The organism is Xanthobacter sp. SG618, from assembly GCF_012932745.1.
Classification (GTDB): Bacteria; Pseudomonadota; Alphaproteobacteria; order Rhizobiales; family Xanthobacteraceae; genus Xanthobacter; species Xanthobacter flavus.
Genome location: NZ_JABBHL010000004.1, coordinates 510,612 through 536,971, shown reverse-complemented (window position 1 = coordinate 536,971; position 26,360 = coordinate 510,612). Strand labels below are relative to the sequence as shown.

Below are 26,360 nucleotides of genomic sequence, written 5' to 3'. Positions count from 1 at the left end.
GATCTTCGCCGCAATCGACACGATCGCCTGCCAGCGCGAAGGGTGTTCAGCCTCGTGATCCAGCACCATCCGCACCGCCCGGGCACGCACCTCAGCCGAGAACTTGTTCGTCGTCTTGCTCGTCATAGCCCCATCCTCTCAGGAGTTGGGGCCTCCGGAAAAGCCAGGGCGGTTCAGCCGGCCGATCGCGCCTGTTCACGATCGGGCTCCACGGAGTGTGGACACCGGAACGCGCGCGCCAGGAAGCCAAGGCGCAGTTGGGCCGGATCGCGCAAGGCGAAGGTCCGGCGGATGAGCGGCAGCTCGATCGCAAGGCCCTCACGGTTAAGAAGCTCTGCGACCTCTACCTCGCCGATCTGCAAGCGGGTCTCATCCTCGGAAAGGGTGGCCGACCCAAGAAGCCGGGCACGATCGTTTCCGATCTCGGCCGCATTCACCGTCATATCGTTCCCCTCCTCGGCTCGCGTCGCGTCAGGGACCTGACGAAAGCCGACATCACCAAGGCCATGAAGGATATCATGGCGGGGAAGACCCGCGTCACCGTCAAGACCAAAAACCTGCGCGGCAAGTCCATCGTGCGGGGCGGCGCCGGCACCGCGACGCGGACAACTGGGCTGCTCGGCGGCATCCTCATTTATGCGGTCGAGGCCGGGATCATCGAGACGAACCCCGCGCACGGTGTGCGGCGACCGAAGGACAATGTCCGAGCCCGGCGGCTGAGCGAAGCCGAATATCGCGTCCTCGGCGATCTCCTCAAGGCAGCGGCCGAGAAAGAGAGCTACCGGATGTCGGTCGAGATCATCCGCCAGATCGCGCTCACCGGATGCCGCCGCATGGAGATGATATCGCTGCAATGGGATGAAGCCGATACGGCTTGCAGTTGCCTGCGCCTGAAGGATAGCAAGGAGGGGAGCTCCGTCCGACCCATTGGGCTACCCGTAGTGGAATTTCTGGAGAAGCGTCGGAAAGAGGCGATCGGAGATTACGTCTTCCCCGGCCGAGACGGCGAGAATGCGTTCGGTGGCTTCCCCAATCATTGGAGGAAGATCTTCGCCAACTCGCCCTTAGCCGATGTCACCCCTCACATCCTGCGCCACAGCTTCGCCAGCGTTGCGAACGATCTCGGTTTCACCGAGGTCACCATCGCCGCCCTGGTCGGCCATGCGAAGGGATCGGTCACCAGCAACTACATCCATACGCTCGACACAGCTCTGATCATGGCCGCCGATACCATCTCCGGCTACATCCAGGGTCTGCTCGACGGCGTGGAGTTCAAGCAGACCGCCTATGCCCTGGATCGCGGCTCCCGGAAAGCGGCACTGGCCCGGCTTCTACAAAAGGCAGCCGGCGATGAGGGTGCGGAACGGGAACAGTGTGAGCCCCTTGCCGCATGAGTCGGACCGCCTTCCCAGAGCATCTTGCGCCCCGGGAACGAGGTGCCATACCACCATGGATTCTCCTACCCTAGTGGTCGGCTTCAATTTTCTGACAGGCTGCCTCTTGTTCCGCGGGAAGGACTGAGGTGGCCCCTGAAATCCGGACAGGGAGCTAAGCTTGGTTCGCCCTGCTGAGAGGACGAACCCGATGACGGGAAAGAGGAAGCGGCATTCGGCCGAGTTCAAGGCCAAGGTGGCGCTGGACGCGATCCGCGGCGAGCAGACGATCGCGCAGTTGGCCGCCAAGCACGGTGTCCACCAGACGATGATCAACGCCTGGAAGAAGCGAGCGATCGAGGGCATGTCCGGCGTGTTCTCGGGCAAGGCTGAAGCCGCCGAGGCGGCACGCGAGGGCGAAATCGATCAGCTTCACGCGAAGATCGGCCAGTTGGTGGTGGAACGCGATTTTTTGCGGCGGGCCTCCGGTCGATGAGCGTCGGACGGAGGCGGGAGATGATCGAGCCCAACCACCCGACGCTGCCGATCACGCGCCAGTGCGCTTTGGTCGACATCAGCCGCTCGGCGTTCTACGGCGGCCCTCGCATCGAGAGCGCCGAGACCTTGGCGCTGATGCGGGCCGTCGATGCGCAGTTCATGGAGACACCATGGTATGGCTCGCGGCAGATGGCCCGCCATCTTCGCCGCCAGGGCCATGCGGGTGGCCGCAAGCGTGTGCGCCATCTGATGGCGGGGATGTGTTTGGCGGCGATTTATGAGCGCCCGAAGACGACGGTACGCCATCCCCAGCATCGGGTCTGGCCTTACCTGCTGCGAGGTCTCGTCGTTGACCGCCCTGATCAAGTCTGGTGCGCCGATATCACCTACATCCCGATGCGGCGCGGCTTCCTCTACCTTGTCGCCATCATGGACTGGTTCAGCCGCAGGGTACTGGCCTGGCGGCTGTCGAACACCATGGACGCGGACTCCTGCTCGACGCCCTGCAGGAAGCGACAGCGTGCTTCGGGCGGTCGGCGATCTTCAACACCGACCAGGGCAGCCAGTTCACCAGCCCGCGCTTCGCCGAGGTCCTGGTGGAGGCCGGCGTCCGCATCTCCATGGACGGACGCTGGCGCTGGCTCGACGATGTGTTCATCGAACGGCTCTGGCGCTCGCTCAAATACGAGTGCATCTACCTCAACGCATTCGAGACCGGCTCGGAGGCACGGACGTTGCCCCTCCTGGCGAATCCAGATTGAAGTTCGTTCTGGCCCATTGCGAGGACCAGAACATGAGGCGCAGCCGCTTCACGGAAGAGATGGGGTATTCGGTCCTGATCTCTTGAGCCGTTTGCGGCGTTCGGCGGCGAAGAGGACGATCGGGGCCTGAACCCAGCGCCGGGAGGTCCCCATGGTGTACGTCGGCCTTGATGTCTCTTTGAACTCCGTAGCCGTCTGTGTCATCGACCGGGAAGGTCAAATCCTGAAGGAGGCGAGCGTGGCGTCGGAGGCGCCCGCCATCTCGCAGTGTCCCCAGCCCTGGCGGGATCGGATTGCGAAGATTGGGCTTGAGGCAGGGCCGATGTCGGAATGGCTGAGTGCGGGCTTGGCGGAGCTTAGGTTTCCCGCCATCAGTCTGGAGGCGCGGCAGGTGAAGGCGGCGTTGTCGGCAATGCCCGTCAAGACCGATCGGAACGACGCGCGCGGCATCGCCCAGGTGGTCAGGGCTGGCTGGTACAAGGTCGTGCACGTGAAGAGCATCGGCAGCCAGCATGCCCGAACGCTGGTGGCGGCACGCAAGCATCTGATCCGCTCCATCGCCGCGTCAGAGCAGACACTTCGCGGATTGCTCCGTGCCTTCGGCTTGAAGGTCGGCATCGTGTCGCGTGCCGGATTTGCCTCCCGTGTCCGAGATCTGGTTGGAAACAACGCCATCCTGGCTGAAGTGATGGCTCTCCTATTGGCAGCCCGGGACGCACTGATGCAGGAGTACCAGCGCCTTCACCGCCTGATCGTCCAGCCTGTCCGGAATGATCCGGTCTGCCGCCTGTTGATGACCATGCCCGGGATCGGGCCGGTTTCCGCTCTGACATTCAGAGCAACGATCGATGCGCCCGAGCGTTTCGCCCGTTCCCGGTCCGTCGGGGCTTATCTCGGGCTCACACCTCGGCGGTATCAATCGGGCGAGATCGATCGGACCGGACGGATCACCAAAGTGGGAGACGGGGAGACGCGAACTGCGCTGTTCGAGGCCGCCAACGTCATCCTGCGACCGAGCACATGCTGGTCACCGATGAAGGCCTGGGCGGTGCGCATCGCTCAGCGTCAGGGAAGCAAGCGGGCGAAGGTCGCTCTGGCTCGCAAGATGGCGGTCGTTCTTCACAGCATGTGGCGGAACGGCACGGAGTTCCGATGGACTGCGGCCGCGGCGTGATCGACCCGGCTGTGGTTCCCTGAACGCCCGTCGCGGGGCGTGGGATGATTGAGTTCGCATGATCTGTCGTCGCAGCCGCTGACGCGGCCGAGCGCGCCGAAGAGCTTGAACCGGGTCATTCCATCGAACACCATTATGTGGCGATCCTCGACCACGGACAGAAGCAAAGAACCCGCGGCGTGCCATCATCGGGGTTGACGACACCGGACCGAATACAGAAGCAGATCATCGGCATCCTGAAGGAGCACGAGGCCGGGGTGCCGGTCTCGGACCTGTGTCGCAAGCACGGGGTCAGTAACGCCAGCATCTACAAATGGAATGCCTGTTTCGGCGGGATGGACGTGCCGGAGGCCAAACGGCTGCGGGCGCTCGAGGACGAGAACGCCAAGCTGAAGCGCATGCTCGCCGATGCCATGCTGGACAACGTCGCGCTGACACCCGCAGGCCGCAGCCATAGGCGATGCTGAGCGCGGCCCGGTACTTGAGGTTCGGCGCACGGGCGAGCAGCAGCGCCACCTCCTCGGTGCTCAGCACCACCGGCAGGCGTTCGGGCGTCGGGATGCGGGCCATGCGATCACCGAAGCCGGCCCGCCCCAGCGTGATGTGGAAGAAGAAGCGCAAGGCCGTGCAGGCAAGGTTCATGCGGCATAGCTGGCACTGAAGCTCGCCAGATGAAGCTGGTAGCGCCGCAGATCCTCGGGCTCCGCCTGGTCCGGCGCCCGGCCGAGGAAGGCGGTGAACTCGGCGACCTGGCGGACATAATCGCGCTGGGTGTGCTCGCCGAACCAGCGGATGGTCATGTCCTCGATCATCCGCTGCCGCAGCGGGCTGACGGCCGGCCGTGTGCTGGTGGGGTGCTCCTGATGTTCCAATGGGGCTCTCCTGTCCCAAGAAACCCCGTGATGGTCCGCCCGCCTATGCCAGGCGCCCCATCGAAAACATCCGCACAACCCTTATGCAGGGCGGTTACCGCGGCAGCGATTTAGTCCATTGGCGGTGCGCGAGCTTCGGCTGGTTTGCCTAACATAGTTGCCGGAGCAACTAAATCGGGACTATCCAACCCGCCACGTTAAGCCAGACAGCGCCGGCTTCTGGCAGTTGTGTTGGAACAATCTCACGGACCGCATCATCGCCGCAGCCCTTCGGACCCTCTCCTTCGCATTATATTTGTCAGCCACCTCGAAACGGCCACCAACAGCCCACCCGGCCCACGCCAATACACCTGCCGGGCCTTCCGATCCGGCAGGTGCGATTCGTGACTGGCGCGTAGCCAACCGCTACGGAGAAAGCTCCTCCAGCACCCGGCCCTTCGTCTCGATGGCGAAGAGCATGGTGACGAGGGCGCCGACGATCAGGATGCCGGCGAAGGCAGCGAAGACGTACTGAATCCCTGCAGCGCCCATGATGGTGCCGACCACGATAGGGCCGGCCGAGGAGCCGAGGCGCAGCCATGCGCTGCCGAGGCCGGTGCCGATGGCCCGGAGTCGCGTCGGGTAGAGTTCCGCCGAATAGAGGTAGAGCGAGAAGGTGATGGTCTGCACGATCGCATAGGCGAGACCGGCGAGGATCAGAACCTCGGTCGGGGAGGTCGCCCCCATCCAAGCCAAGGCCAACAGCGGGATCGGCGCCGCGAGGAAGGCGAAGGTATACCAGCGCTTGCGGCCCACCTTGTCGATCAGGAGCGCGCAGGCCACCGAGGCCACCACGCCGGCCACCGAGGTCAGGAGCCCATAGAGCAGTGCCGTTTCCAGCGGCAGGTTGAAGGTCTGCCGGTAAAGGGTCGGCAGCCAGGCGATCATGCCATTTGCCACGAGGTAGGAGCAGAACCACATGGACCAGATGGTCAGCGTTCGCCGGCGATAGATGCCGGAGAACAGCTCCCGGACACCCGAGCGTTCGACCGTCTTCATGGGCACCGGCTTGGGCTCCGGCAGCACATGGCCCCGCGCCGTGGCGCTGCGCTCCAGATCCGAGACGATCCTGTCGGCCTCGGCGTAGCGCCCCTTGGCGGCGAGCCAGCGCGGCGATTCCTTCATGAAGAAGCGCAAGGGAATGAGGATGGCGGCGGGCACGAGACCGACGATGAACATGGCCTGCCAGCCATAAACAGGCACGAGCGCGCGGGCGATGAGGCCGGCCCCCACGAGGCCGAACAGGAACATCACTTCGTACAGCAGGAAGAAGCGGCCACGCCCCTTCGAACCGATGTACTCGTTGATGTAGGCGCTCGCCACCGGCACCTCGCCGCCGGTGCCGATGCCCTGGATGAAGCGGAACGCCATCATTGAGGCAGCGCCCCAGGCGAACAGGCAGGCGATGTCCATGCTGACGAACAGGAGGATGGTGAACAGCAGCACGGAGAGCCGGCCGATGCGTTCGGCCAGCCAGCCGAAGAAGACCGCGCCGATGAGCTGCCCGAGGTAGCCCATGGAGAGGATCAGGCCCGTCTGCTCAGGCTTGAGACCCCACTCCCGCACCAGCACCGGCATCGCATAGGCGATGGCGATGACGGTATAGCCGTCGAAAAAGGTGGCGGCGCCGATGATGTTCCGGGTCCAGAACACGCGTCGGGTAATCGGGAGCCGTTCCAGGCGGGCGCTGATGTCGGCTTGCCGCTCGGCATCACTGCGCAAATCGGATGTCCCGCCAGCAGCAAGGTGCGGCGGCGTCTGCATGAGCATTGGCGTTTCCTCCAGGGATGATCTTGATTTTTCTTTTTGCCGGAGGCCAGAGGCGCACCCGGAGATAGGGCGCGTCCCGGCCTGATGCCGGCACGCGCTTCTCACCCGAAAGGGCGCGGAGGCGGCAGGAGCCGCCTCCGGGAGGGTCGTGATCAGGCTGCGAGGGCGTCGGCGACCGCGGTGAGGCCGGAGGCCTTCACCGCCGCTCGGATCTCGGCGTCGGCCGCTTCGCCGAGGGGCTTCAGGGGCTCGCGAATGTTCACGTTGTCGATGAGGCCGCGGGCGCGCAGCGCATGCTTGAGGGCAACCGTGCCCTCCATGTGCGAGCCGCGGTGGTAGACGGCGCGGGTCACGGGCAGGAGCTGCTCGTGATACTTGCGGGCGAGGGTGTAGTCCTGCGCCTTGCCGGCCTTGAGGTATTCGATGAGCAGCTCAGGCGCCATGTTGCCGTAGCCGACGAGCAGGCCGTCCACGTCGAACATGGTGGGCAGCAGCCACTCGTCATGGCAGGACATGATGGCGAGGTTCGGGAAGGCCTTCTTGAGGGCGGGGATCTCGTTGTACCAGCGCTTCATGTCGCGCACGCCGTTCTTGGTGGCGGTCACGCCCGGAATGGCGGCGATCTCGAGCTGGGTGTCGAGGTCGTAATTGGCCTTGGTCACGGCCGGGTACTGGAACAGGATGCACTCAAGGCCGGACTGGGCGATGGCCTTGTAGCGGTCCTGCGGGGCGCCCTTCTGGTAGCCGAAGCGCAGCCAGCCGTGGTTGGGATATACGAGCGCGCCGCTCGCGCCGGCGTCAAACTTTTTCTTGGCCTCGATCTCGGCGACCTTGGTGCCTTCACCGGTGATGCCGGCGATGACCGGCAGGGGAGTGGCATCCTTGTAGACGCGGATCAGCTCGATCTGCTCCTCGAAGGTCAGGAAGGTGCCCTCGCCGGCATGGCCGAGGATGACAAGGCTCTTCACGCCGGGGATGGCGGCCAGCCACTTGGCGAGGCGCGCGTTGCCGTCGAAATCGACGTCGCCATTGTCCTTGAAGAGGGTGACGGGGGCGGGGTTCAGGCCCTTCCAGTCGATAGCCATGGTTCCAGTTCCTTCCTTGGGATCGTTCAGACCGAAATTCGGTCCCGCTTCCTCCGACCCGCAGTCTCTTTAGGATCGTTAGCGGGAACGTTCCCATAATTGCCCTTGTGTCTGGCGTCTGTCAATCGCTAACGTGTCGCCGGGCCCCAGATCGAAGGACACACGCCGTTGAACGATGACGAACCGCAGGAGCGGCAGGGGCGCGTGACCATCCTGGATGTCGCGGCCGCCGCGGGCGTCTCCAAGTCCACCGTCTCGCGCATCCTCGACGAGCGCCTGCCGCGTTCGGAGAATGCGACCGCCCGGCGCGTGCGACAGGTGGCGGAAAGCCTCGGCTATGTGCGCGACGTGTCTGCCGCGAGCTTGCGCCGCGGCCAGACCAATACCATCGGCGTCATTGTCCCGCGGTTGACGGACACCGTAATGGCCATGCTCTACGAGGCCCTCGCCCGGGCCTGCGCGCGAACCGGACAGTTCGCCATCGTCGCTACCACCGACGACGAACCGCGCGCCGACCGCAAGGCGGCGCAGACGCTCCTGCAGCGGGGCGTGGACGGCCTCGTGCTCTCCACTGCCCGTCAGGGAGACGACTTCGCCCAGGAACTGGCGGAGCGCGGTGTGCCCTATGTGCTCGCCCTGCGCAGTGACGGGCGCAGTCTTGCATCCGTGGGCGACGACCGGCTGGGCGGATATCTCGCCACGCGACACCTGATCGATCTCGGCCATCGCCGCATCGGCCTCATTGCCGGCCCCTCTTATGCCTCCAGCAGCCGGGGGCGGGTCGAGGGCTACCGGCAGGCGCTCATGGAGGCTCACATTGTTGAGGACCCGGCGCTCGTGGTCCAATCCACCTTCGACATCGATTCCGGAGCGGATGCAGCCGAGCGGCTGATGCGCCTTCCTCAGCCGCCCACTGCGCTCTTCGCGGTCAACGACAATACCGCCATCGGCGCCCTTTCCACGCTCGCCCGGCTCGGGCTCTCGGTCCCGGGCGACGTCTCCCTGGTGGGTTACAACGACATCCCCATCGTCAGCCGCCTACCGACCCCGCTCACCTCGGTGCGTGTGCCGTTCGACCAGATCGCCGCGGACGCGCTGGATCTCCTGACTCGGGGCGCCGCAACGCGCGCCGACCACCTGCGGATCGCAGCGCCGACCCTCATCCCCCGTCAGTCAACGGCGGTTCCGGGTCCAACGCTCGGCAGAGCTGAAAAGGCCAGACACCGAGGGCGGGAACGCCACTAATTAACAGGCCCGGTGCCGACGGTTCATTTCCAAGTCTGATGAATTGGCGCCGGTTACTGGCCAAAGCCAATCGCAATACTGAACTGATGTTGAACTTCGAGCACGCTCGGCGTGCGGCGTACCCTCCGGTCGCCGTGATCGACAGTCAGTCGGCGAAGGCACCCAATGCCGGAGCATGGGGTTACGATGCCGGCAAAAAGATCGTCGGACGCAAGCGCCATATAAGGCGGGAGAACGAATGGCTGCGGTTGCAGCGCGGCGTAAAATAGAGCTGGGCCACCTTCGGAGCGCTCACCGATGAAGGGGCTCCCATGATACGCACAGCCAAAGGGGCTATGACCGATGGGTGAACTCGTAGGGGGCGTGTGGCAGCGCGGCGGTATCGGTACCGCCATAAAAGGCGGGCAACTGCGGCGCCCTCCGTCCCTGTTTCGTAACTGGATCGTCGACAGCGATGGGCCAGCTGCGTTTCCCGCTGAACCTGGGCGATATCACCTCTACGTGTCGCTCGCTTGCCCCTGGGCGCACCGCACTCTCATCATGCGACGGCTGAAAGGCCTCGAAGGGCTGATCGGCCTTTCGGTCGTGCACTGGCTGATGGGAGAGGATGGCTGGTCATTTCAGCCGGGTGTCGGCGTCGTGCCGGACACGGTAAACAGCACGCAATGGCTTCATCAGCTTTATACCCTGAGCGAACCGCACTGCACGTCGCGGGTGACCGTGCCGGTGTTGTGGGACAAGGTGACCCGGAAAATCGTCTCCAACGAATCCGCGGACATCATTCGCATGTTCAATACCGCCTTCGATCGCGTGGGCGCGACCGAGGACGATTACTATCCGTTGGCGCTCCGCAACGATATCGACGCCATCAACACGCGGATTTATGACACTCTCAACAATGGTGTCTATCGCGCCGGCTTCGCGACCACCCAGTCCGCCTACGAGAATGCCGTGGCGGATGTCTTCGCGACGATGGACTGGCTGGACGAGCACTTGGCGCAGCGGCGGTTCCTCGTCGGCGAGCGGCTGACCGAAGCCGACATCCGGCTGTTCACCACGCTCGTGCGGTTCGATCCGGTGTATTTCGGCCACTTCAAATGCAATCGGCGGGCGCTCGTCGACTATCCAGCGCTCTGGCGCTACACGCGCGCGCTCTACCAACACCCCGCCATCCGTCCGACTGTCGATTTCGAGCACATCAAGCGGCACTACTACGCCAGCCATTCCTGGCTCAATCCGAGCGGCATCGTCCCCGTCGGACCTGACCTCGACTTCGAAACGCCGGTCACTTGACGTTGCCCTCACGTTTCGCTCAGGCCTTGTAGAAATCGAGGAACATGGCAACGCCGCTATCGATCAGCTGATTGGCATCACGGGCGCGCGGGGGTGGAAAGGCGAGCGCGCCTGCGAGTTTTGCATCTTCTGCGACGAGTGCGAGAAACTGGTGCGCAGCCAGGTCGGGATCGGGGATGCGCACGCGCGCGGTGTCGTTGAGCGCAGCCAGATAGGTTGCGATCTGGCGGATCGATGCGCCCGGGCCCTCGTCGTAAAACACTTCCGCTAGACGCGGAAACCGGGGCGCGACCGGAATCAGAATGCGGAAGATGTCCAGCCCTTCGCGCTGGGCGAAGATGCGCCGGTAATTGATTGCGACCTTTCGCAACTCCCACTCGACAGAACCGTTCTGAGGGTCCGGCACATAGAGGTTCGCATTGACCGCGCGGCATTCGACACGGATCAGCTCCTCGAAGAGGGCGGCTTTGCTGGAGAAGTGCGCATAGAGCGTTGCCTTGGAAAGCGCGCCGACGCGGGCGATCGCGTCCATCGTCGCGCCGTCGTAACCCGCTTCGAGGAACACCGCGCGGGCGGCCTTCAACGCCTCCCGAGCTTTGGGTCTCAGGCTGCTGGAGGCTTGCGGCACAAGGGTTGATGCGTTGCATTCCGACATGCCTTCAACTTAATCGAACTGTACGGTTCAGTCCATATTGACTCTCGATTTATCTGGCCCTAGTCGTTTGTCGAACTGAACGGTTCGGTTCAGATCGGCTGTATGCGGGTGCCTTTGATATGCGAGACCTGTCTGCCCTCTCCCGGCTCGCCCCCCGCCTCAAGGGGGGCGTCGTCGCCGCTTCCCTGCTGCTCGTGAGCGGCTGCATGGTGGGGCCGGATTTCGAGGCGCCCGATGCACCGCGCGTCAGCGGCTACCTGCCCGAAGGCACGCCCCGTCCCACGACCTCAGCGGACGTCCATGGCGGGCGCAGCCAGGTCTTTCTTCGAGGCCGTGATCTACCCGGCGAGTGGTGGCGGGTCTTCCGCAACAAGCAGATCGACGCCTTCGTGGCGGAGGCGATCCGCAATCATCCGGACATCGCCGCCGCCCAGGCTGCGCTTCGGGCGGCGCGCGAAAACGCGCTGGCGGGAGAGGGCAGCCTGTTTCCGCAGGTGTCGGCAAACGGCAGCGCCACGAGGCAGGTCACCTCGCTGGCGAGCCAGGGCGAGAGCGGCAACACCAGCCCCTACAATCTCTACAATGCCTCGGTCAGCGTCAGCTATGTGCTCGACGTGTGGGGCGGCACCCGCCGGAATGTCGAGGCGCTGGAGGCGCAGGCGGACTACCAGCGCTTTCAGCTGGAAGCGACCTATCTCAGCCTCACCGCGAATGTGGTGACGGCGGCCATCACCGATGCCTCCCTGCGCGCGCAGATCGAGGCGACCAACGACATCATCAAGTCGGAGCAGGAGCAGCTCAAGCTTGTCCAGCGTCAGTTCGAGCTGGGCGCGGTGGCCCAATCCGACGTGCTCTCGCAGCAGTCGAACCTCGCCCAGACCCAGGCCACGCTTCCGCCGCTGCAGAAGCAGCTCGCCCAGCAGCGCAACCAGCTGATGGCCTATCTCGGCCGGCTGCCGAGCGAGGATCGCGGCGAGCACGTGACCCTCGCCAGCCTCACCTTGCCGCGCGATCTTCCCGTCAGCGTGCCGTCCGCCCTCGTGCGGCAGCGGCCCGATATCGGCGCGGCGGAGGCGAGCCTGCACAAGGCGACCGCCACGGTGGGCGTCAACGTGGCCAACATGCTGCCGCAGGTTCAGCTCACCGGCAGCTACGGCAGGGCCGGCCTCACCCCCGACAGCCTGTTCTCGCCGGGCACCGCCGCCTGGAGCATCGCGGGCAGCGTCGCACAGACGGTGTTCGACGGCGGGACGCTCTACCATGACAAGGAATCCGCCATCGCGAGCAACGAGCAGGCGTTGGCGCAATACAAAAGCACGGTCATCACCGCCTTCCGCGACGTGGCGGATTCGCTGCGCGCCATCGAGGCCGATGCCAGCACGCTGAAGGCCCAACTCGCCTACGAGAAGGCAGCGCAGGAGAGCGTGAAGATCTCCCGCACCCAGTATCTCGCCGGGGCGGTGACCTATCCCTCCGTGCTCACCGCCGAGCAGAACTTCCAGCAGGCGGTGGTGGCGCGGGTGAAGGCGCAGGCCGCCCGCTTCACCGATACCGCGGCGCTGTTCCAGGCCCTGGGGGGCGGCTGGTGGAACCGGGTGGACCAGACGGCGCAGGCCGAGCCCCGCACCAACGCCGGCTATTTCCAGGACCACTGAGAGGGCTGCAACGCCCCTCGCGAGCGCGCCCTCAAAACGACCCCTGCGCCGCAGCCGCAAGAAGAGACGTCAGATGAAGAAACGAATGATCATCATGCTGGCCGCCGTCGCCCTGGTTTTCGGGGCGCTGTACGGCTTCCAGCTCTTCAAGGCGAGCATGATCAAGCAGGCGCTGGCCTCGCTGCGCGACCCGCCACAGACCGTCGCCACCACGGTAGCTGCCCTCTCGCCCTGGCAGTCCACCGTCAAGGCGGTGGGCAGCGTGCGCGCCGAGGCGGGCGCAGATCTGGCGCTTGAGAGCTCCGGCACGGTCGCGAAGATCAATTTCAAGTCCGGTGACGAAGTGCGCGAGGGGCAGGTCCTGCTCCAACTACGCGACGAGCAGGAGGTGGCCAATCTCGCCGCCCTGAAGGCGACTGCGGATGTCAGCGCCATCATCCTCAATCGCGACCAGGAGCAGTTGAAGATCCACGCGGTCAGCCAGGCGACCATCGACAGCGACACCGCCAACCTCAAGAAGGCGCTGGCCCAGGTGGCCGAGCAGCAGGCTGTGGTGGACAAGAAGACGCTGAAGGCGCCCTTTTCCGGCCGCCTCGGCATTCGCTCCGTCGATCTCGGCCAGTATGTGAGCGCGGGCACGACGGTGGTGACGCTCCAGTCCCTCAACCCCATCTTTATCGACTTCTACCTGCCGCAGCAGGCCCTCGCCGAGGTGAAGGCCGGGCAGACGGTGAAGGCCACGGTGGACACCTATCCCGGCCAGGCATTCGAGGGCACGGTGACGGCCATCAGCCCCAAGGTGGACGTCACCTCGCGCAACGTGCAACTGCGCGCCGAATTCAGGAACGACGACCACCGCCTCACCCCCGGCATGTTCGCGACCGTCGAGGTCGCTGTAGGAACACCGGACGCGTTCGTCACCGTGCCGCAGACGGCCATCATGGCAAATCCCTACGGCGACATCGTCTTCGTCGTGGAGAAGAAGGAGGGTTCAGCCACGGGCCTCGCCGCGCGTCAGGTGTTCGTGAAGACGGGCGCGACGCGTGGCGACCAGATCGCCGTCCTCTCGGGCATCAAGGCGGGCGACCAGATCGTCGCCGCGGGGCAGATGAAGCTGCACAACGGGTCCTTGGTCAGCGTGAACAATGCGGTGCTGCCGGCCAACGATGCCGCTCCCTCCATCGTCGATCGCTGAACGGAGGCGCCCGTGTCATCCTTCACCGACATCTTCATCCGCCGGCCGGTGCTGGCGATCGTGGTCAGCCTGATGATCCTGGTGCTGGGCCTGCGCGCCATGAGCTCCATGCCCATCCTGCAATATCCGCGCACGCAGAACGCCATCGTGACCGTCTCGACCACCTATCCCGGCGCCGATCCGGACGTGGTGGCGGGCTTCATCACGACGCCGCTGGAAAATGCCATCGCCCAGGCGAACGGCATCGACTACATGACCTCCACCAGCACCACCGGCACCAGTACCATCACCGCCAACCTGCGGCTCAACTACGATACCGGCAAGACGCTGACCGAGATCAACACCAAGGTCAATTCGGTACTTAACCAGCTGCCCTCCGGTACTCAGCAGCCGGTGCTGACGGTCAAAGTGGGGCAGACCATAGATGCCATGTATATCGGCTTCCGAAGCGACGCCATTGCCGGCAACCAGATCACCGATTACCTGATCCGCGTGGTGCAACCGAAGCTGCAGGCGGTGCAGGGGGTGCAGACGGCGGAACTGCTCGGCAGCAAGACTTTCGCCATGCGCGCCTGGCTCGATCCCATCCGCCTCGCGGCCTATGGCGTGACCGCCTCGGAGGTCTCCACCGCGCTCACCCGCAACGACTACATTGCGAGCCTCGGCAACACCAAGGGCCAGATGGTGCAGGTGAACCTCACTGCGTCCACCAGCCTGCACAACGTGGAGGAGTTCAGGAACCTCATCGTCAAGGAGGCGAACGGCGCCATCGTGCGTCTGAAGGACGTGGCCAACGTCACCCTCGGCGCCGACGACTATGATTCCGCCACCATGTTCGATGGGCGGGAGTCGGTCTATATCGGCATCCAGATCGCTCCCACCGCCAATCTGCTCGATGTCATCAAGGGCGTGCGCACGGTGCTGCCGGACATCGAGAGCCAACTGCCCACCGGCCTTTCCATGGGCGTGATCTACGATTCCTCCGCCTTCGTGAATTCCTCCATCGAAGAGGTGATCCACACGCTGGTGGAGGCGCTCGCTATCGTGACCCTGGTGGTGTTCGCCTTCCTCGGCTCTTGGCGCTCGGTGCTCATTCCCGTCATCGCGATTCCGCTGTCACTGATCGGCACCTTCCTGATGATGCTGGCCTTCGGCTTCAGTATCAATCTGCTCACGCTGCTGGCCCTGGTGCTCGCCATCGGCCTCGTGGTGGACGACGCCATCATCGTGGTGGAGAGCGTCAACCACCACATGGAAGAGGGGATGAGCGCGCTGCAGGCCGCCTTCGCCTCGGCCCGGCAGCTCGCCAATCCGATCATCGCCATGACCGTGGTGCTGATCGCGGTCTATGTGCCCATCGGCTTCCAGGGCGGGCTTACGGGTGCGCTGTTCACGGAATTCGCCTTCACACTGGTGGGGGCGGTAACGATCTCGGCCGTGGTGGCGCTGACGCTAACGCCGATGATGTCCGCCTACATGCTGAAGCCGGTGGACCATGCGGGCGGGGATCTGGAATCCCGCATGGTGCTGGCAGTGGACCGGGTGATGGGCGCTGTCACCGCTGCCTATTCCCGCTCGCTCGGGGGCGCGCTCAATTACATGCCTGTCACTGCCGTGTTCGCCGGCCTCGTGCTGTGCAGCGTCTACTGGCTGTATGGCACAGCGCAGAGCGAGCTGGCGCCCGAGGAGGATCAGGGCATCATCCTCGCGCAGAGCATTTCCGCCCCCAATGCGACACTGCAGCAGAAGTTGCTCTACAATCGGCAGACTTACGAGACCTTCGCCAAGCATCCCGAGACCGAGACGGTCTTCCAGGTGGAGGGCACCGGCACCAGCATCGCCGGCTGGGTGCTGAAGCCCTGGGACGAACGCAAGGCGACCACCAAGACCCTCCAGCCGATGATCCAGCAGGAGCTGAACGCCATCGCCGGCCAGAAGATCGTTGCGTTCCAGACCTCGCCTCTGCCCGGCTCCAATGGCTTGCCCATGCAGATCGTGATCGGCACATCGGATGGGTTCGACAAGCTCAACGAGGTGGCCGCGAAGTTCATGCAAGAGGCGCTGGACACCGGCCTGTTCATCTTCCTCAACAACGATCTCAAGATCGACCAGCCGCAGGCCTCCATCGTCATCGACCGGGAGAAGACCTCCCTCCTCGGTCTCTCCATGAGCGACGTGGGCGGCGCCCTCTCCTCGCTGCTGGGCGGCGGATATGTGAACTATTTCAGCCTGGACGGGCGGTCCTACAAGGTCATCCCGCAGGTGAAGCAGGAGGCCCGGCTCAATACGGACCAGGTGCTCGACTATTACATGCGCATGAGCGACGGGACCATGATCCCGCTGTCGACGGTGGCGCGCATCGAGACCAAGACCGTGCCGGAATCCCTCAACCACTTCCAGCAGGTGAACGCCGCCACCATCGCCGGCGTCGTCGCGCCCGGGGTGACCACGGGTGATGCCATCACGGTGCTGAAGGATCTCGCCACGCGCACCCTGCCCACGGGCTATACGCTCGATTTCGGCGGCGCCTCGCGGCAATATGTGCAGGAGAGCGGCGGCTTCGTCACCACGTTCGCGTTTGCGCTGATCGTGATCTTCCTGTCGCTGGCCGCACTGTTCAACAGCTTTCGGGACCCGGCGGTGATCCTGCTGTCGGTGCCTATGTCGCTCGCCGGCGCGCTGCTGTTCATCAGCGTCGGCATCGGCGGGGCGAGCATCAACATCTATACCCAGGTGGGGCTCACCACACTCATGGGGCTCATCAGCAAGCACGGCATTCTGATGCTGGAGGTGGCGAACGAGTTGCAGCTCGACGGCAAATCCAAGCGCGAAGCCATCATCGAGGCCGCCACGCTCCGCCTGCGGCCCATCCTGATGACGACGGCGGCTATGGTGCTCGGCGTCGTACCGCTGATCTTCGCGTCGGGCGCGGGCGCCGCCTCGCGCTACAATCTCGGGCTCGTCATCGCCACAGGCCTCGCCATCGGCACGCTGTTCACGCTCTATGTGGTGCCCACCGCCTATGTGCTGATGGGGCAGACCCACCGCCGCGAGGAAGGCGAAGGCGCGGCGGTTCCGGCTGCCGCCCAATAGGCCCGACGGGAGCGCTCGAGTGATATCGGCCCGGCATCCCGTCGAGCGGGTGCTGGAAAATCCTGTACGCCGGGAGCTTGGCCGGCCAATCCGCAGGCATGGGGACGCCAACAATGGTCTCGAGCCAGGGCCTGTCGTTCCAGGGGAGCGCGGTGTTGTCCGGGCTCGGGCCCTTTTCCACCCGCCGCCAGTACTGGCTGTTCGGCATGGGGATGCGGTGGAATCCGCAGACCTGGCGGAGTTGCAACTCGGAAAGGCCGAGCCGCTCCGCGGCCTCAGCACGCGGCGAACTCCAAACGAGGTCGTAAACGTCCTGGCGGGTCAGGTTGTCGGGCATAGCTTACACCTCGCTCGATTTGCCACCGCCCTACCTGCCGCTCCGCCTCCTGAGCCCATCGACCGCCCGAAGGATCGCCTTCGCCTCCGTCTTGGCGTCGAACGGCACTGCATCTCCGCCCGGCCCGTAGAGCCGCGCGTCGAGGCGCGCAGTCTCTTGCCCGCTCACTGGCAGTCCGAGTGCGCGCCACCGGCACAGGTAGCGCTCCACCGCGCGGCGGAGCGCGAATGGCTCGCCGGACCGCACCGCTCGCCGCACGGCGATGCGGGTGGGGTCCACCAGCGAGAACCTCCTGAGCGCCCTCAGCACGTCGCCCCGCCAGCGCGGCCCGTGGCCTGAGAGGACCAGTACAAATGCCGCCATCAGTCCGCCCGTGACGGCCAGCGCCGCGACCCGCATCTGCCCAGCGGGCAGATGCCCCGCACCGCCGACCCCGGCATAGATGCTGGCATACCCGAAGGGAATCGCCGGGATCTCCGCCGTGCGCATCTGTCGTGTTTCGGTGTCAAACCAGGGGATGGCGATGGCCGGAAGCACGGCGGGATCGCCGGTGCTCGGCCGCAGGTGCCATTCCCATGTCACCGTCGTCACCGGCCCGTCAGGCGTCAGGCGCTGCGTGCGCGCCTCCGGCGCCGCAAAACTGATGAGCCAGGGCGCGCGCACAATGGGGCGCGGCGGCACCAGATGCGACGGCGCTCCCTGCGCCTCGATAGTGACCCGGCGGACGAGGGTTTCTCCGTCCTTCAGCTTGCCAGGCTCGGTCGACAACGCGTCGGTGACGGTGAGGCCCTGGGCCGCCAGCGTTGACCCCTCGGCCGGGAACGGCGCCACCGCCACCGTCACGGGCTCCGCCGTGACCGGCAGTTCCTCCCGCGGCGCATCCGCGCCCACCACGGTCAGACGGTGCGTCACCGGTCCGATGACGAGCGGACCGGCGTGGCGGGGGAACACCGCGATGCGGCGCTCGAACACGCGGACGGCTCGCCCGTCCACCTGCTCCGTCCGCCACTGGTCGCGGGCAAGCTGCATCCAGTCATAGTCGGGAGAATCGGGAAAGCTCAGCTTTTCCAGCGTGATTTGCCGCTCGTATTCGCCGCGCACGGTGATGAGGATCATCTCGCCCGTCACCGGCCGCATCTCAGGGATGACCAGTCGCAGGCTCTCGGCGTGGGCGCCGTCGGCCTGGGACAGAAGGAATAGGAGGCAAAGCGCACGGCGGATCGTCATGGTGCGTCTCCATCCCGCCCGATCAGGCCCAGAGCCGAACGGCGCTCGAACTCCTTGCGCAGGCGCAGGCGCAGGTACGCGCCGGGGTCGTCAGCTATGGTGTCGAGCCAGGCATCAGAGGCGACGATGCCGCGCGCGTCGATGGGCTTCTTCAACTCCGGGGCGGGGGTGGCCATCACGCCGTCGCCCTTGTTCGCGGATGCAGTTCCCACAGAAGTCGGGATGCGGCCGCGGACTATGCTAGCGCCCACCGTCTTGGGCGCCAGCGCGTCGATGATACCGCGCAGCCGGCGCGCCTCGGCGTCCGCCGGGTCCACGAACAGCACGGCGTCGAGATAGGCGACGGACAGCGCGTAGCGGCCGGTCGCCGCGAGGGTCAGGGCGCGGTTGAATGTCTCGGTGCGGCCGGCCTCCGCGAAGGCCGCGTCCGCGGCGGGATAATCGCCCTCCCGGTAGAAGGCGATGCCCCGTGCGGCGGCATCGTCCTGCCAGCGTGCAGTCCCCGGCGCCCCGGCCCAGAAGGCGAGCCGCGCCCAGGAGGACGGCCCCGCGAGCGTGAGGCAGGCGAGGCCCGTCGCCGCCATGAGGAGGATGCGCCGCGCTGGGGTGAAGCCGCTCATGCGCGCCTCCGGAACAGGGCGAGAAACGGGACGAGCGCGAGCGCCGCGACCAGCGGGCCGAGATCCTCGAACGTAAGCCCCGCCGCCCGCCCGTCGCGCGCGAGTGCCACCGAGCCGGACAGGCGGTCGATGACCGGAAGTGGCGCGCGGGCGGGAGCGGACGCGACGCCCAGCGCCTCCAGCGAGGCCCGTCCGTCACTCCCCGCGCCCAGTGCGAGGGTGAAGAGGCGGATGCCGCCCCTCCCGAGCCCCGCCGCCTCGGTTCGCGTCGCGGCATCGATGCCGCTGCCGTCCGAGATCAGCACGAGATCGGCGTCCGGCGTCCTCTCCAGCATGCGGCGGGCGAGCCGCAGCGCGGCGGCCGGCCGCGCGCCGCTGCTCGGCATGGTGTCGGGGCCGAGCACGGCGATCAGGCTCTCCAGCACCGCGGGATCGCCGGTGGGCGCCGCCACGTCATAGGCCTCGTCGGAATAAAGGATGAGGCCCACCGGCCGGCCTGCCGCGGCAGCCATGACGCTGGCAGCGGCGGCCTGCGCATCCGCCAACGCAGCTCCGGCGACGCCGGGAGACAGGCCGATGGCCACCAGCACGGCCCCGGACCCGGCGAATTGCGGGGCGTCCGCGCGCGGGATCGCGGGTCCCGCGAGGCCGAGCCCGACCAGCGCTGCCGCCACCACAGGCATCAGGCTGGCGCCGGCATCGTCGCGGCGCAGATGGCCGAGGGCACGCATGGCCGCCAGCATGGCGGGCGTCATCACCTGCCCCCACCCCCCGGCCATAGGGCCGCGCCGCCACAGCCAGAAGGCCAGCGCGGCGAGCAGCGGCAAGGCGGCGAGCCACCAGGGGCGGAGCAAGACGAAGCCGCTCATGCACACCTCCCCATGGCCGGCAGGAGGGCAAGAAGCGCGGCGAGGATGAGTGCCGCCGCCGCGGGCCACATCCAGAGGGAGCGCCAGTACAGGGCCGGGAGGCGGCGCATGGGGTTCGGCTCCAGCCGGTCGAGGGTCGCGGCCACGTCCACCAGATCGTCGAGGGTGCGCACCCGGAAGCTCGCTCCGCCGCCGGCCGCGGCAGTGGCCCTGAGACCGGCGACATCCACCGCATCGCTGGCGTCTGGCTGGCTCTCCAGATCCTCTGGCCCGAGGGCGATGGTGTGCACGCGGATGCCGTGGCGCGCCGCAAGCTGCGCCGCGTCGCTCGCCAGCACCTTGCCCGAGGTGTCGATCCCGTCCGACAGGAGGATCACAGCCTTGGACTTGGCATCGCTGCGGGAGAGGCGGCGGACCGCTAGGCCGAGCCCGTCGGAAATCGCCGTGGAAAGGCCGGAGATGCCGATCTGCAGCGTATCTACGGCGCGGGCCGTGGAGGCCACGTCGAAGGTGGGCGGCTGCGCCACATAGGCCCGGTCGCCGAAGATGACGAGGCCGACCCTGTCGCCCTGCCGGCCGGCAATGAAGCGCGCCGCGACCGCCTTGACCGCGTCAAGCCGCGACAGGGGGCGGCCGTCGAGCACGAAATCCCTCTTCGCCATGCTCCCCGACAGGTCGAGGGCGAGAATGATTTCCCGGCCGGAAGCGGTGGCGAGGCTCATGGGAGTGGGGACGCGCGGTCCGGCTAGCGCCAGGACCAAGGCGAACCACGCGCCTGCGCGCAGCAGGGCCGAGGCGGGGTCGTGGCGCAGGCCGGACGGCGCGGCTGCGGCGAAGGCGGCGGCATCGACGGCGAGCGAGGCCATCGCCGGCGCCCGCGCAGGGAGAAAGTGCCGCACCAGCCACGGCAAGGGGAGGAGCAGCAGCACGGCGGGAAAGGCGAGGCTCATCGGCGCGCGCGCCTCGCCTTCAGCGCGATGCGCTCGATGTCCTCCGCGCCGGGCGGCGGGGCGGCGCCGTAGGCGGCGGCGCGCAGTTCGTCAGGCAGGCGGCCGAGGATGCGGGCAATGGCGAGCAGCCGCGCCTCGGGCTCAAGAGAACGCAGCGCCCGGATCCGCGCCCCAAGCGGGACGGGCCGCGCGAGGAGCGGCAGCACGAGGGCGCAGCATAACGCGCCGAGGAGCAGGCCGCCCCCGAATAGGGCGAGAAGGTCGGTCGCATGGAGCGCCATCAGGGAGGGCGGCAGGCGCCCCTCCGGCAAGGCGGCGATCAGCTCAGCCTGCGTCATCCGGGAGCACCTCGATGCTGACATTCAGGCCGGCCATGCGGGCGGCCAGCGGCGCGAAATCGAACGGGCAGAGCCGCGCCAGCCGCCTCTCTGGACCGGCATGGATCGGCAGGGGAACGGTGGGCGGTGCCATGTCAAGCGGATCGAGCGGAAGCAGCACGCGCACCCGCCGTTGCCGCGCGAGCCGCGCCAGCACCACATCGTCGCCCGGCCGGATGCCGTCCGGACCGGTGGCGATGAGCACCTCCGCGCCCGACGGGACCATGGCCACCGCCCGCGCCAGCACCTCGCGCAGGGATGCCGACCCGCTTTCGGCCATCCCTTGGCTGGTGGCCAAGGCGCGGTCGTGGCTGTCGGCCAGCATGCGGCTGATGTGGCCCATCTGCGCGACTCCAGCGCCCACGGCAGCCACGGCGACGCCCGACGCATCGAGACTGATGGCGGCGAGGACGGCGTGGCGCGCCGCCGCCTCCCAGCCGCGCCGTACAAGGGCGCGGGCGCCGCGCACCGAGCGCAGGCTGTGCCCGGTGCCCCATAGCATCGCCGGCCGGAAATCAGCGATCAGCAGCATCGTGTCGTCGCGATCCTCGTGGAAGCTGCGGATGTGCGGCGTGCCGGTGCGGGCGGTGGCGGCGGGATCGATCCGCCGGAAATCGTCGCCCTCGGCAAAGGCGCGAATCTCCCGAAGGTCCATTCCGGAGCCGGCTGGGCGCGCCTGCACGGCGCCGGGGCGCCGCGTCACCGGGCGATGGCGGGCACGGGGCAGGCGCGTGTCGCGCAGCGCCAGCAGTTCCGCGGCGACGAGCCGGATACCGGGCACATTGAGCACCGCCGTCACCATGGCTCCACCGCCTTCAGGATGTCGGCGACAAGGCTGCGGCCGGTGCGCCCCTCGCCGACGGCAGCCCAGGTCGGCACCAGCCGGTGGGCCAGCGCGTCCGGCGCGAGGGCGATGACATCCTCCGGCAGGCCGTAGTCGCGCCCCTTCAGCCAGGCTAGGGCCTGCGCCGCGGCGGCCAGCGCCAGCGTGCCGCGGGGCGAGACGGGGTGTTCCACCCATTCGGCCACCGCGCCGCCGGGCCGCGAGGCCATCACCAGCCTGACGATAAAATCCTTAAGGGCCGGGGCAAGATGGACCTGCGCTACCTCCGCAGTAGCGCTCGCCAGCGTGTCCGGCGACAGCACGGCCTCCGCCTGCGCCGGACCCGCGATCCGCTCCGCGGCGACGAGGTCGAGAATCGCCCGTTCCTGCTCGGCGTGCGGCAGCCCTAATGACAGGTGGAGCAGGAAGCGGTCCATCTGGGCTTCGGGAAGGGGAAAGGTGCCCTCGTGCTCGATGGGGTTCTGGGTCGCCACCACCATGAAGGGCTGCGGCAACGGCCGAGTGACGCCCGAGGATGTCACCTGCCCTTCTGCCATGGCTTCCAGCAGTGCCGACTGCACCTTGGGCGGCGCCCGGTTGATCTCGTCGACCAGAACGAGCGCATGGAACAGCGGGCCGGCGACGAAATCGAAGCGTCCGGTCTCCGGTCGAAACACCTGGGTGCCCGTCAGGTCCGATGGAAGCAGGTCCGGCGTGCACTGGATACGGGCATGGCTTCCCGGCAGGCGGGCGGCGAGGCGCTTGACGGCGCGGGTCTTGGCGATGCCCGGTGGCCCCTCGATGAGCACATGCCCGCCGACCAGCAGGGCAATCATCAGCCGCTCAACTAGCGCCTCGTGGCCGATCAGCCCGGCGGCGACGGCGCTGCCGAGGCGCGTGATCGGATGGCTCATGTCGTTCATGCCCGGCGTCTCCCGATGGTGGGGGAGAATGCCGGTGCCCAGCGCCGCGCCGCCAGAGAGCCCTTCCCGGCCGGCTCGGGAAGATCACCCGGATCAGCTGGGAAGTAGTGCCATCGCCCGCATGCCGCCAGCCGACGGCAGCAGCGCGAAGCTGCCGCCCAGCGCATCGACCCGCTCGCGGATGCCGAGCAAACCGTAGCCGTCGCCCGCCCGGCTGTCGGGCGGCGCGGCGCCGTCGTCCTCGACGGTCAGGGTGATCGTCTCGGCGACCTCCAGCGTCAGCACCACGCTGCCGGGGCCGCCATGCCGGACCGCATTGGTGAGGCACTCCTGAGCGATGCGATAGAGGCTGAGGGCGAGGGTGTCCGGCACCGCCTCCATGTCACCCTTCAGCTCCAGCGCGAAGCGGATGGCAGGCACGCGGCTGCGCCAGTCGGCGACGAGGCGCTCCAGCGCATGGCACAGGCCGAGGTCGTCGAGGTCGGGCGGGCGCAGGCGGGACAACTCGGCGCGCAAGCTGTCCATCATCTGGCCGCTGATCTCGGCGATCCGCGCGCCGTCCTCGGCGGTGGTTTCCTTCGACTGCGCGATGGCCGTGGCGAGGGCACGGGTGGCGGTGAGGCATTGGCCGAACTCGTCATGCAACTCGCGGGCGAGCGCCCGCCGCTCGCTCTCCTGCATGGTGAACAGGCGACGCGTCAGCTCGGTGCGCATGGCCTGCGCCTCCTTGAGCGTCTCCGCCGTATGGTTCAAGGCGGTGCTCAGGCGATCGAACTCGGCGACGTGGAGCGGCGGCAGCCCGGCCGAGAAGTCGCGTCGCTGGAGGCGCTCGATGCCGCTCAGGATGATGCGGAACGGGGCGAGAAGCCGGACCATCAAAAGGCCGGTCAGGATGGAGCCTCCGAGCGCCATGCCCACCGCCACCCGCATCAGGTCGCCGGTCCGCGTCCAAGCACGGCTCATGACGACGCCGGTGTCCGCCGAAGCGGTGACATAGGCATCGGTAAGGTAGCGCGTGCGCACCGGCACGGACATGGGGTCAGGCATCAGGCCGAGGTGCCCCGCTAGCCAGACGAACCAGCCCGGCGGCGCCACATCGGCGGCGACATAGGGGCCGCAACGCCGGTGCAGCGGATTTTCCCGCGCGCCGAGTTCGACGCAGATCCCCGGTGCGATGAGGGTCCATGCGGGAAAGGCCTGCCAGTCACGGAACACCGGCACCGGCGCGACGCCGCCGAAGGCGAGCCCCTCAAAGCTCGGGCGGGCAGCGATGGCGTCGGCGACGCGGACAGCAGTGGTCGCCACATCCTGCCGCGCCGCCTCGGCGGTATCCCAGAGGACCCAGCCGGCGGCGACCACCACGGTGACGAGCCCCGCCGCCAGCACCCGCAGTACCAGCTGGGGCAGGAGCCGGCGCATCAGATGGCCGGGACGAGGCCGGACCTCTGTGCCTTCAGCACCAGGTCGGCGTCGCCGGAGGCCCCGAGCTTGGCCCGGATCAGCGAGAGGTTGTTCTGCACGGTCTTGGAGGAAAGCCCGAGGCTGCGGGCGATCGAGCGGCCGTTCATGCCGCGCACGACGAGAAGAAGTATCTCCTGTTCCCGCGGCGTAAGGTTGGCGAGGTCGTCGGTGCCGAGTGTGGTGCGTGCGAGCTCCTGCGCCATGTCCGACGATAACGCCCGCCGCCCCGCCGCCACTGCCGTGATGGCCTTGACCAACTCCTCCGGGGGGCTGCTCTTGGACACAAAGCCCCGCGCGCCCGCTGCCACCGCCTTCTGGGCGAAGATCGCCCCTTGGTGCATGGACACCACGATGATGCGCGCTCCCGGATCGCGGGCCACCATGGCCTCCACCGCCGCGAAGCCGCCGCCGCCGGGCATGGAAAGGTCCATCAGCACGATGTCCGGCGCATGGGCGGCGAAGGCGGCGAGCGCCGCGCCCCCGTCACCGGCCTCGGCCACGACCGAAAAGCCGGGCTGCCGGTCGAGCAGCCGACGGTAGCCCTCGCGCACGATCGGATGGTCGTCCACCAGCAGAATGCGGATCATGTCCATGGGGCGAGGATATCGCTCCGCGCCGCCGGCACAATGGGCGCCTGCCCAGGTCAGGATTCCGCCGGCGTCTTCGGCCGGCCGGGCCGCAGCCCCCCCGGGCCGGGCGATCTCCGCCAGGGCCACGGCGACGCGACCGAAGGCGCAGCCGAGAAACACGTTCTCCACCCGCTCCGCGGCGATGCCGCTGCCCATCCGGCGAAGGCGGCGGAAGGCGCGATGAAGAAGCAACGCGCGCCGAAGCCGATCACGTATCGCGAGAAGGCGATGAGGGTGAGCACAGCCGCGAGCACGCTGAAGGAGCTGAAGGAATAGCCGACCTCGCTCACCGGGAGCGCTAGCCCCCACGAGGAGCCCGAACGGCGCACCGACTAGCGCGTCCACGGCGCGCAGCTTCAGCTTGCCGGTAGAGGCGGAAACATCGCCCACCACCACGCTCTCGGCCTGTGGGGTTGGCAGGAATAGTACTCGCAACACTGAGCTACATGAGCCGCCTGTTGGTCCGCGCGGCGCCACCCTCAGGATAAGGAGGCTCTTGAGCGGGATTCTCAACTGCGTGGGGAACCTAAAGGTGGTGTCGGATATTTCCCCGCCCAACTGATGTCGGTGTGATCTTCGTGGCGGAGAACGGCGAACGGCCGGGGGTGAGTCTGAGGAAGGCCACTCAAGAGGATCACGCCTGACCCATGCCTTTAGAACGCTCACCGTCCTACGTCATTCGCTGAGAAGGTGGTGCCGCCTATGCCACTCCTCAAGGGTTTCGCTAGGCCAGGTGCCGCTTCGGTCATGATCGGGCCCGCTCGGCACATCCACCCAGTATGGTGCATAATCTAAGCCTGCTTCCACCACCTCGGGCGGCTTCGGCAGCGGCGTATCGATGGCCGAGGCGTGCGGGTGAATAAGTTCCGGCCATCTTGGATCCCAAAGCCACAAGGCGCTGCCACATTCCCCGCAAAAGTGACGTTCGGCTGGCGATCGCATTGCCCGCCGGCCAGGTTCGCGAAGAAGCGCATGGAATGCCTTCACATGCTTACGCCCGCGAACCTTCAGGCTCTCGACCTTCGCCCCGAGATTTATTGCGTAGCCGCCGCTCCCGGCAGTCTTTCTGCAGATGGAGCAATGGCAGTGCATGAAGGGTACCGGACAGTGCGCCTCCACGGTGAACCGGACGGCGCGGCAGTGGCACGAACCCTCAAGACGCATGGCTTTCTCCCATAAACAGCGAGAAAAACGCTCGGGACGGGATTGTGTTGCAGGGGTAGCTGATGCTGAGAGCCTCCCGCCCGACGTCGGTCCACTCAAGCGCCGATCATGTCCCGCGAGACGACAGCATCAGACTGCGCCGACTCTTCCCTGCCAGCCGCGCTGCTGGAGTTCGCCCTCGCCCCGCAGCTGCTTCAGGTGCTTGGGCGGCCCAATGTCCGTTGAGCGGGTGCTGGCCAGCAGGGTTCGTCAATGGAAATCTGAGCGTGCTG

At 66.9% G+C, this 26,360-nt stretch carries 20 protein-coding genes and 5 pseudogenes; 10 read left to right on the top strand and 15 right to left on the bottom strand.

Annotated features, from left to right (window positions below; translation table 11 throughout):
- A pseudogene (locus FHT36_RS14495) lies at positions 1 to 126 on the bottom strand (IS3 family transposase); the annotation flags it as partial.
- A 47-nt stretch (positions 127 to 173) separates the two neighbouring features.
- Between FHT36_RS14495 and FHT36_RS14490 the strand changes: the two are divergent.
- The 4 genes and pseudogenes from FHT36_RS14490 to FHT36_RS14475 form a co-directional block, all read left to right on the top strand.
- Positions 174 to 1,394 (top strand): annotated as a pseudogene (locus FHT36_RS14490) (tyrosine-type recombinase/integrase); the annotation flags it as partial.
- A gap of 190 nt (positions 1,395 to 1,584) precedes the next feature.
- A pseudogene (locus tag FHT36_RS14485) lies at positions 1,585 to 2,602 on the top strand (IS3 family transposase); the annotation flags it as partial.
- A gap of 181 nt (positions 2,603 to 2,783) precedes the next feature.
- On the top strand, positions 2,784 to 3,806 hold the full coding sequence (locus FHT36_RS14480) for an IS110 family transposase (RefSeq protein ID WP_169123187.1): 1,023 nt from the start codon (positions 2,784 to 2,786) through the stop codon (positions 3,804 to 3,806).
- Between the two features lie 194 nt (positions 3,807 to 4,000).
- Positions 4,001 to 4,240: pseudogene (locus FHT36_RS14475) on the top strand (transposase); the annotation flags it as partial.
- 204 nt (positions 4,241 to 4,444) lie between these two features.
- Here FHT36_RS14475 and FHT36_RS14470 read toward each other — a convergent pair.
- From FHT36_RS14470 to FHT36_RS14460, 3 genes are all read right to left on the bottom strand, one after another.
- Positions 4,445 to 4,678, bottom strand: a complete 234-nt coding sequence (locus tag FHT36_RS14470; RefSeq protein ID WP_210257751.1) for a phage integrase N-terminal SAM-like domain-containing protein — start codon at positions 4,676 to 4,678, stop codon at positions 4,445 to 4,447.
- 405 nt (positions 4,679 to 5,083) lie between these two features.
- Entirely contained in the window at positions 5,084 to 6,481 is a 1,398-nt protein-coding gene (locus tag FHT36_RS14465; RefSeq protein ID WP_169123226.1) for an MFS transporter, read from the bottom strand.
- 158 nt (positions 6,482 to 6,639) lie between these two features.
- Entirely contained in the window at positions 6,640 to 7,572 is a 933-nt protein-coding gene (locus tag FHT36_RS14460; RefSeq protein WP_169123186.1) for a dihydrodipicolinate synthase family protein, read from the bottom strand.
- Positions 7,573 to 7,740: 168 nt separating this feature from the next.
- Between FHT36_RS14460 and FHT36_RS14455 the strand changes: the two genes are divergently transcribed.
- The 3 genes and pseudogenes from FHT36_RS14455 to FHT36_RS14445 all read left to right on the top strand — a co-directional run bounded on the left by FHT36_RS14455 (position 7,741) and on the right by FHT36_RS14445 (position 10,110).
- Positions 7,741 to 8,817 (top strand): LacI family DNA-binding transcriptional regulator, encoded by a 1,077-nt coding sequence (locus FHT36_RS14455; protein ID WP_169123185.1) that lies wholly within the window; start codon positions 7,741 to 7,743, stop codon positions 8,815 to 8,817.
- A 110-nt stretch (positions 8,818 to 8,927) separates the two neighbouring features.
- Positions 8,928 to 9,041, top strand: a pseudogene (locus FHT36_RS14450) (transposase); the annotation flags it as partial.
- A gap of 118 nt (positions 9,042 to 9,159) precedes the next feature.
- Positions 9,160 to 10,110 carry a glutathione S-transferase family protein gene (locus FHT36_RS14445; protein ID WP_169123184.1) on the top strand — a complete coding sequence of 317 codons (951 nt, stop codon included), beginning with the start codon at positions 9,160 to 9,162 and terminating at the stop codon, positions 10,108 to 10,110.
- Positions 10,111 to 10,129: 19 nt separating this feature from the next.
- Here FHT36_RS14445 and FHT36_RS14440 read toward each other — a convergent pair whose 3' ends face one another.
- Positions 10,130 to 10,693 carry a TetR/AcrR family transcriptional regulator gene (locus tag FHT36_RS14440; RefSeq protein ID WP_169123183.1) on the bottom strand — a complete coding sequence of 188 codons (564 nt, stop codon included), beginning with the start codon at positions 10,691 to 10,693 and terminating at the stop codon, positions 10,130 to 10,132.
- Between the two features lie 191 nt (positions 10,694 to 10,884).
- Here FHT36_RS14440 and FHT36_RS14435 point away from each other — a divergent pair, with 191 nt between their 5' ends.
- The 3 genes from FHT36_RS14435 to FHT36_RS14425 all read left to right on the top strand — a co-directional run bounded on the left by FHT36_RS14435 (position 10,885) and on the right by FHT36_RS14425 (position 16,708).
- Positions 10,885 to 12,420 (top strand): efflux transporter outer membrane subunit, encoded by a 1,536-nt coding sequence (locus FHT36_RS14435; RefSeq protein WP_169123182.1) that lies wholly within the window; start codon positions 10,885 to 10,887, stop codon positions 12,418 to 12,420.
- Between the two features lie 73 nt (positions 12,421 to 12,493).
- Entirely contained in the window at positions 12,494 to 13,615 is a 1,122-nt protein-coding gene (locus tag FHT36_RS14430; RefSeq protein ID WP_169123181.1) for an efflux RND transporter periplasmic adaptor subunit, read from the top strand.
- A 72-nt stretch (positions 13,616 to 13,687) separates the two neighbouring features.
- Positions 13,688 to 16,708, top strand: coding sequence for an efflux RND transporter permease subunit (locus FHT36_RS14425; RefSeq protein ID WP_246702243.1), 3,021 nt, complete (start codon positions 13,688 to 13,690; stop codon positions 16,706 to 16,708).
- Between the two features lie 367 nt (positions 16,709 to 17,075).
- Here FHT36_RS14425 and FHT36_RS14420 read toward each other — a convergent pair whose 3' ends face one another.
- The 10 genes from FHT36_RS14420 to FHT36_RS14375 form a co-directional block, all read right to left on the bottom strand.
- Complete coding sequence (locus FHT36_RS14420; RefSeq protein WP_169123179.1) at positions 17,076 to 18,272, bottom strand: BatD family protein; 1,197 nt, start codon at positions 18,270 to 18,272, stop codon at positions 17,076 to 17,078.
- On the bottom strand, positions 18,269 to 18,892 hold the full coding sequence (locus FHT36_RS14415; protein WP_169123178.1) for a hypothetical protein: 624 nt from the start codon (positions 18,890 to 18,892) through the stop codon (positions 18,269 to 18,271). Before FHT36_RS14415 ends, FHT36_RS14420 begins: the two co-directional genes overlap by 4 nt.
- Complete coding sequence (locus tag FHT36_RS14410) at positions 18,889 to 19,761, bottom strand: VWA domain-containing protein (RefSeq protein WP_169123177.1); 873 nt, start codon at positions 19,759 to 19,761, stop codon at positions 18,889 to 18,891. The genes FHT36_RS14415 and FHT36_RS14410 overlap by 4 nt, the downstream gene beginning before the upstream one ends.
- Positions 19,758 to 20,711, bottom strand: a complete 954-nt coding sequence (locus tag FHT36_RS14405; protein WP_169123176.1) for a VWA domain-containing protein — start codon at positions 20,709 to 20,711, stop codon at positions 19,758 to 19,760. Before FHT36_RS14405 ends, FHT36_RS14410 begins: the two co-directional genes overlap by 4 nt.
- Positions 20,708 to 21,049 (bottom strand): hypothetical protein, encoded by a 342-nt coding sequence (locus FHT36_RS14400; RefSeq protein ID WP_169123175.1) that lies wholly within the window; start codon positions 21,047 to 21,049, stop codon positions 20,708 to 20,710. Before FHT36_RS14400 ends, FHT36_RS14405 begins: the two co-directional genes overlap by 4 nt.
- Positions 21,036 to 21,890 (bottom strand): DUF58 domain-containing protein, encoded by an 855-nt coding sequence (locus FHT36_RS14395; RefSeq protein WP_169123174.1) that lies wholly within the window; start codon positions 21,888 to 21,890, stop codon positions 21,036 to 21,038. Before FHT36_RS14395 ends, FHT36_RS14400 begins: the two co-directional genes overlap by 14 nt.
- Entirely contained in the window at positions 21,884 to 22,834 is a 951-nt protein-coding gene (locus FHT36_RS14390) for a MoxR family ATPase (protein WP_169123173.1), read from the bottom strand. Before FHT36_RS14390 ends, FHT36_RS14395 begins: the two co-directional genes overlap by 7 nt.
- Before the next feature lie 93 nt (positions 22,835 to 22,927).
- Complete coding sequence (locus tag FHT36_RS14385) at positions 22,928 to 24,253, bottom strand: histidine kinase (RefSeq protein WP_169123172.1); 1,326 nt, start codon at positions 24,251 to 24,253, stop codon at positions 22,928 to 22,930.
- Positions 24,253 to 24,888 (bottom strand): response regulator transcription factor, encoded by a 636-nt coding sequence (locus FHT36_RS14380; protein ID WP_169123171.1) that lies wholly within the window; start codon positions 24,886 to 24,888, stop codon positions 24,253 to 24,255. The genes FHT36_RS14385 and FHT36_RS14380 overlap by 1 nt, the downstream gene beginning before the upstream one ends.
- 711 nt (positions 24,889 to 25,599) lie before the next feature.
- Positions 25,600 to 26,088 carry a GFA family protein gene (locus tag FHT36_RS14375; RefSeq protein WP_169123170.1) on the bottom strand — a complete coding sequence of 163 codons (489 nt, stop codon included), beginning with the start codon at positions 26,086 to 26,088 and terminating at the stop codon, positions 25,600 to 25,602.
- Between the last annotated feature and the right edge of the window lie 272 nt (positions 26,089 to 26,360).

Bases quoted from the DNA above. Each gene is read 5' to 3' on its own strand.
- FHT36_RS14480 (WP_169123187.1), top strand. From the start codon at position 2,784: ATGGTGTACGTCGGCCTTGATGTCTCTTTGAACTCCGTAGCCGTCTGT.
- FHT36_RS14465 (WP_169123226.1), bottom strand. From the start codon at position 6,481: ATGCAGACGCCGCCGCACCTTGCTGCTGGCGGGACATCCGATTTGCGC.
- FHT36_RS14460 (WP_169123186.1), bottom strand. From the start codon at position 7,572: ATGGCTATCGACTGGAAGGGCCTGAACCCCGCCCCCGTCACCCTCTTC.
- FHT36_RS14445 (WP_169123184.1), top strand. From the start codon at position 9,160: ATGGGTGAACTCGTAGGGGGCGTGTGGCAGCGCGGCGGTATCGGTACC.
- FHT36_RS14435 (WP_169123182.1), top strand. From the start codon at position 10,885: ATGCGAGACCTGTCTGCCCTCTCCCGGCTCGCCCCCCGCCTCAAGGGG.
- FHT36_RS14430 (WP_169123181.1), top strand. From the start codon at position 12,494: ATGAAGAAACGAATGATCATCATGCTGGCCGCCGTCGCCCTGGTTTTC.
- FHT36_RS14425 (WP_246702243.1), top strand. From the start codon at position 13,688: ATGATCCTGGTGCTGGGCCTGCGCGCCATGAGCTCCATGCCCATCCTG.
- FHT36_RS14420 (WP_169123179.1), bottom strand. From the start codon at position 18,272: ATGACGATCCGCCGTGCGCTTTGCCTCCTATTCCTTCTGTCCCAGGCC.
- FHT36_RS14415 (WP_169123178.1), bottom strand. From the start codon at position 18,892: ATGAGCGGCTTCACCCCAGCGCGGCGCATCCTCCTCATGGCGGCGACG.
- FHT36_RS14410 (WP_169123177.1), bottom strand. From the start codon at position 19,761: ATGAGCGGCTTCGTCTTGCTCCGCCCCTGGTGGCTCGCCGCCTTGCCG.
- FHT36_RS14405 (WP_169123176.1), bottom strand. From the start codon at position 20,711: ATGAGCCTCGCCTTTCCCGCCGTGCTGCTGCTCCTCCCCTTGCCGTGG.
- FHT36_RS14400 (WP_169123175.1), bottom strand. From the start codon at position 21,049: ATGACGCAGGCTGAGCTGATCGCCGCCTTGCCGGAGGGGCGCCTGCCG.
- FHT36_RS14395 (WP_169123174.1), bottom strand. From the start codon at position 21,890: ATGGTGACGGCGGTGCTCAATGTGCCCGGTATCCGGCTCGTCGCCGCG.
- FHT36_RS14390 (WP_169123173.1), bottom strand. From the start codon at position 22,834: ATGAACGACATGAGCCATCCGATCACGCGCCTCGGCAGCGCCGTCGCC.
- FHT36_RS14385 (WP_169123172.1), bottom strand. From the start codon at position 24,253: ATGCGCCGGCTCCTGCCCCAGCTGGTACTGCGGGTGCTGGCGGCGGGG.
- FHT36_RS14380 (WP_169123171.1), bottom strand. From the start codon at position 24,888: ATGGACATGATCCGCATTCTGCTGGTGGACGACCATCCGATCGTGCGC.
- FHT36_RS14375 (WP_169123170.1), bottom strand. From the start codon at position 26,088: ATGCGTCTTGAGGGTTCGTGCCACTGCCGCGCCGTCCGGTTCACCGTG.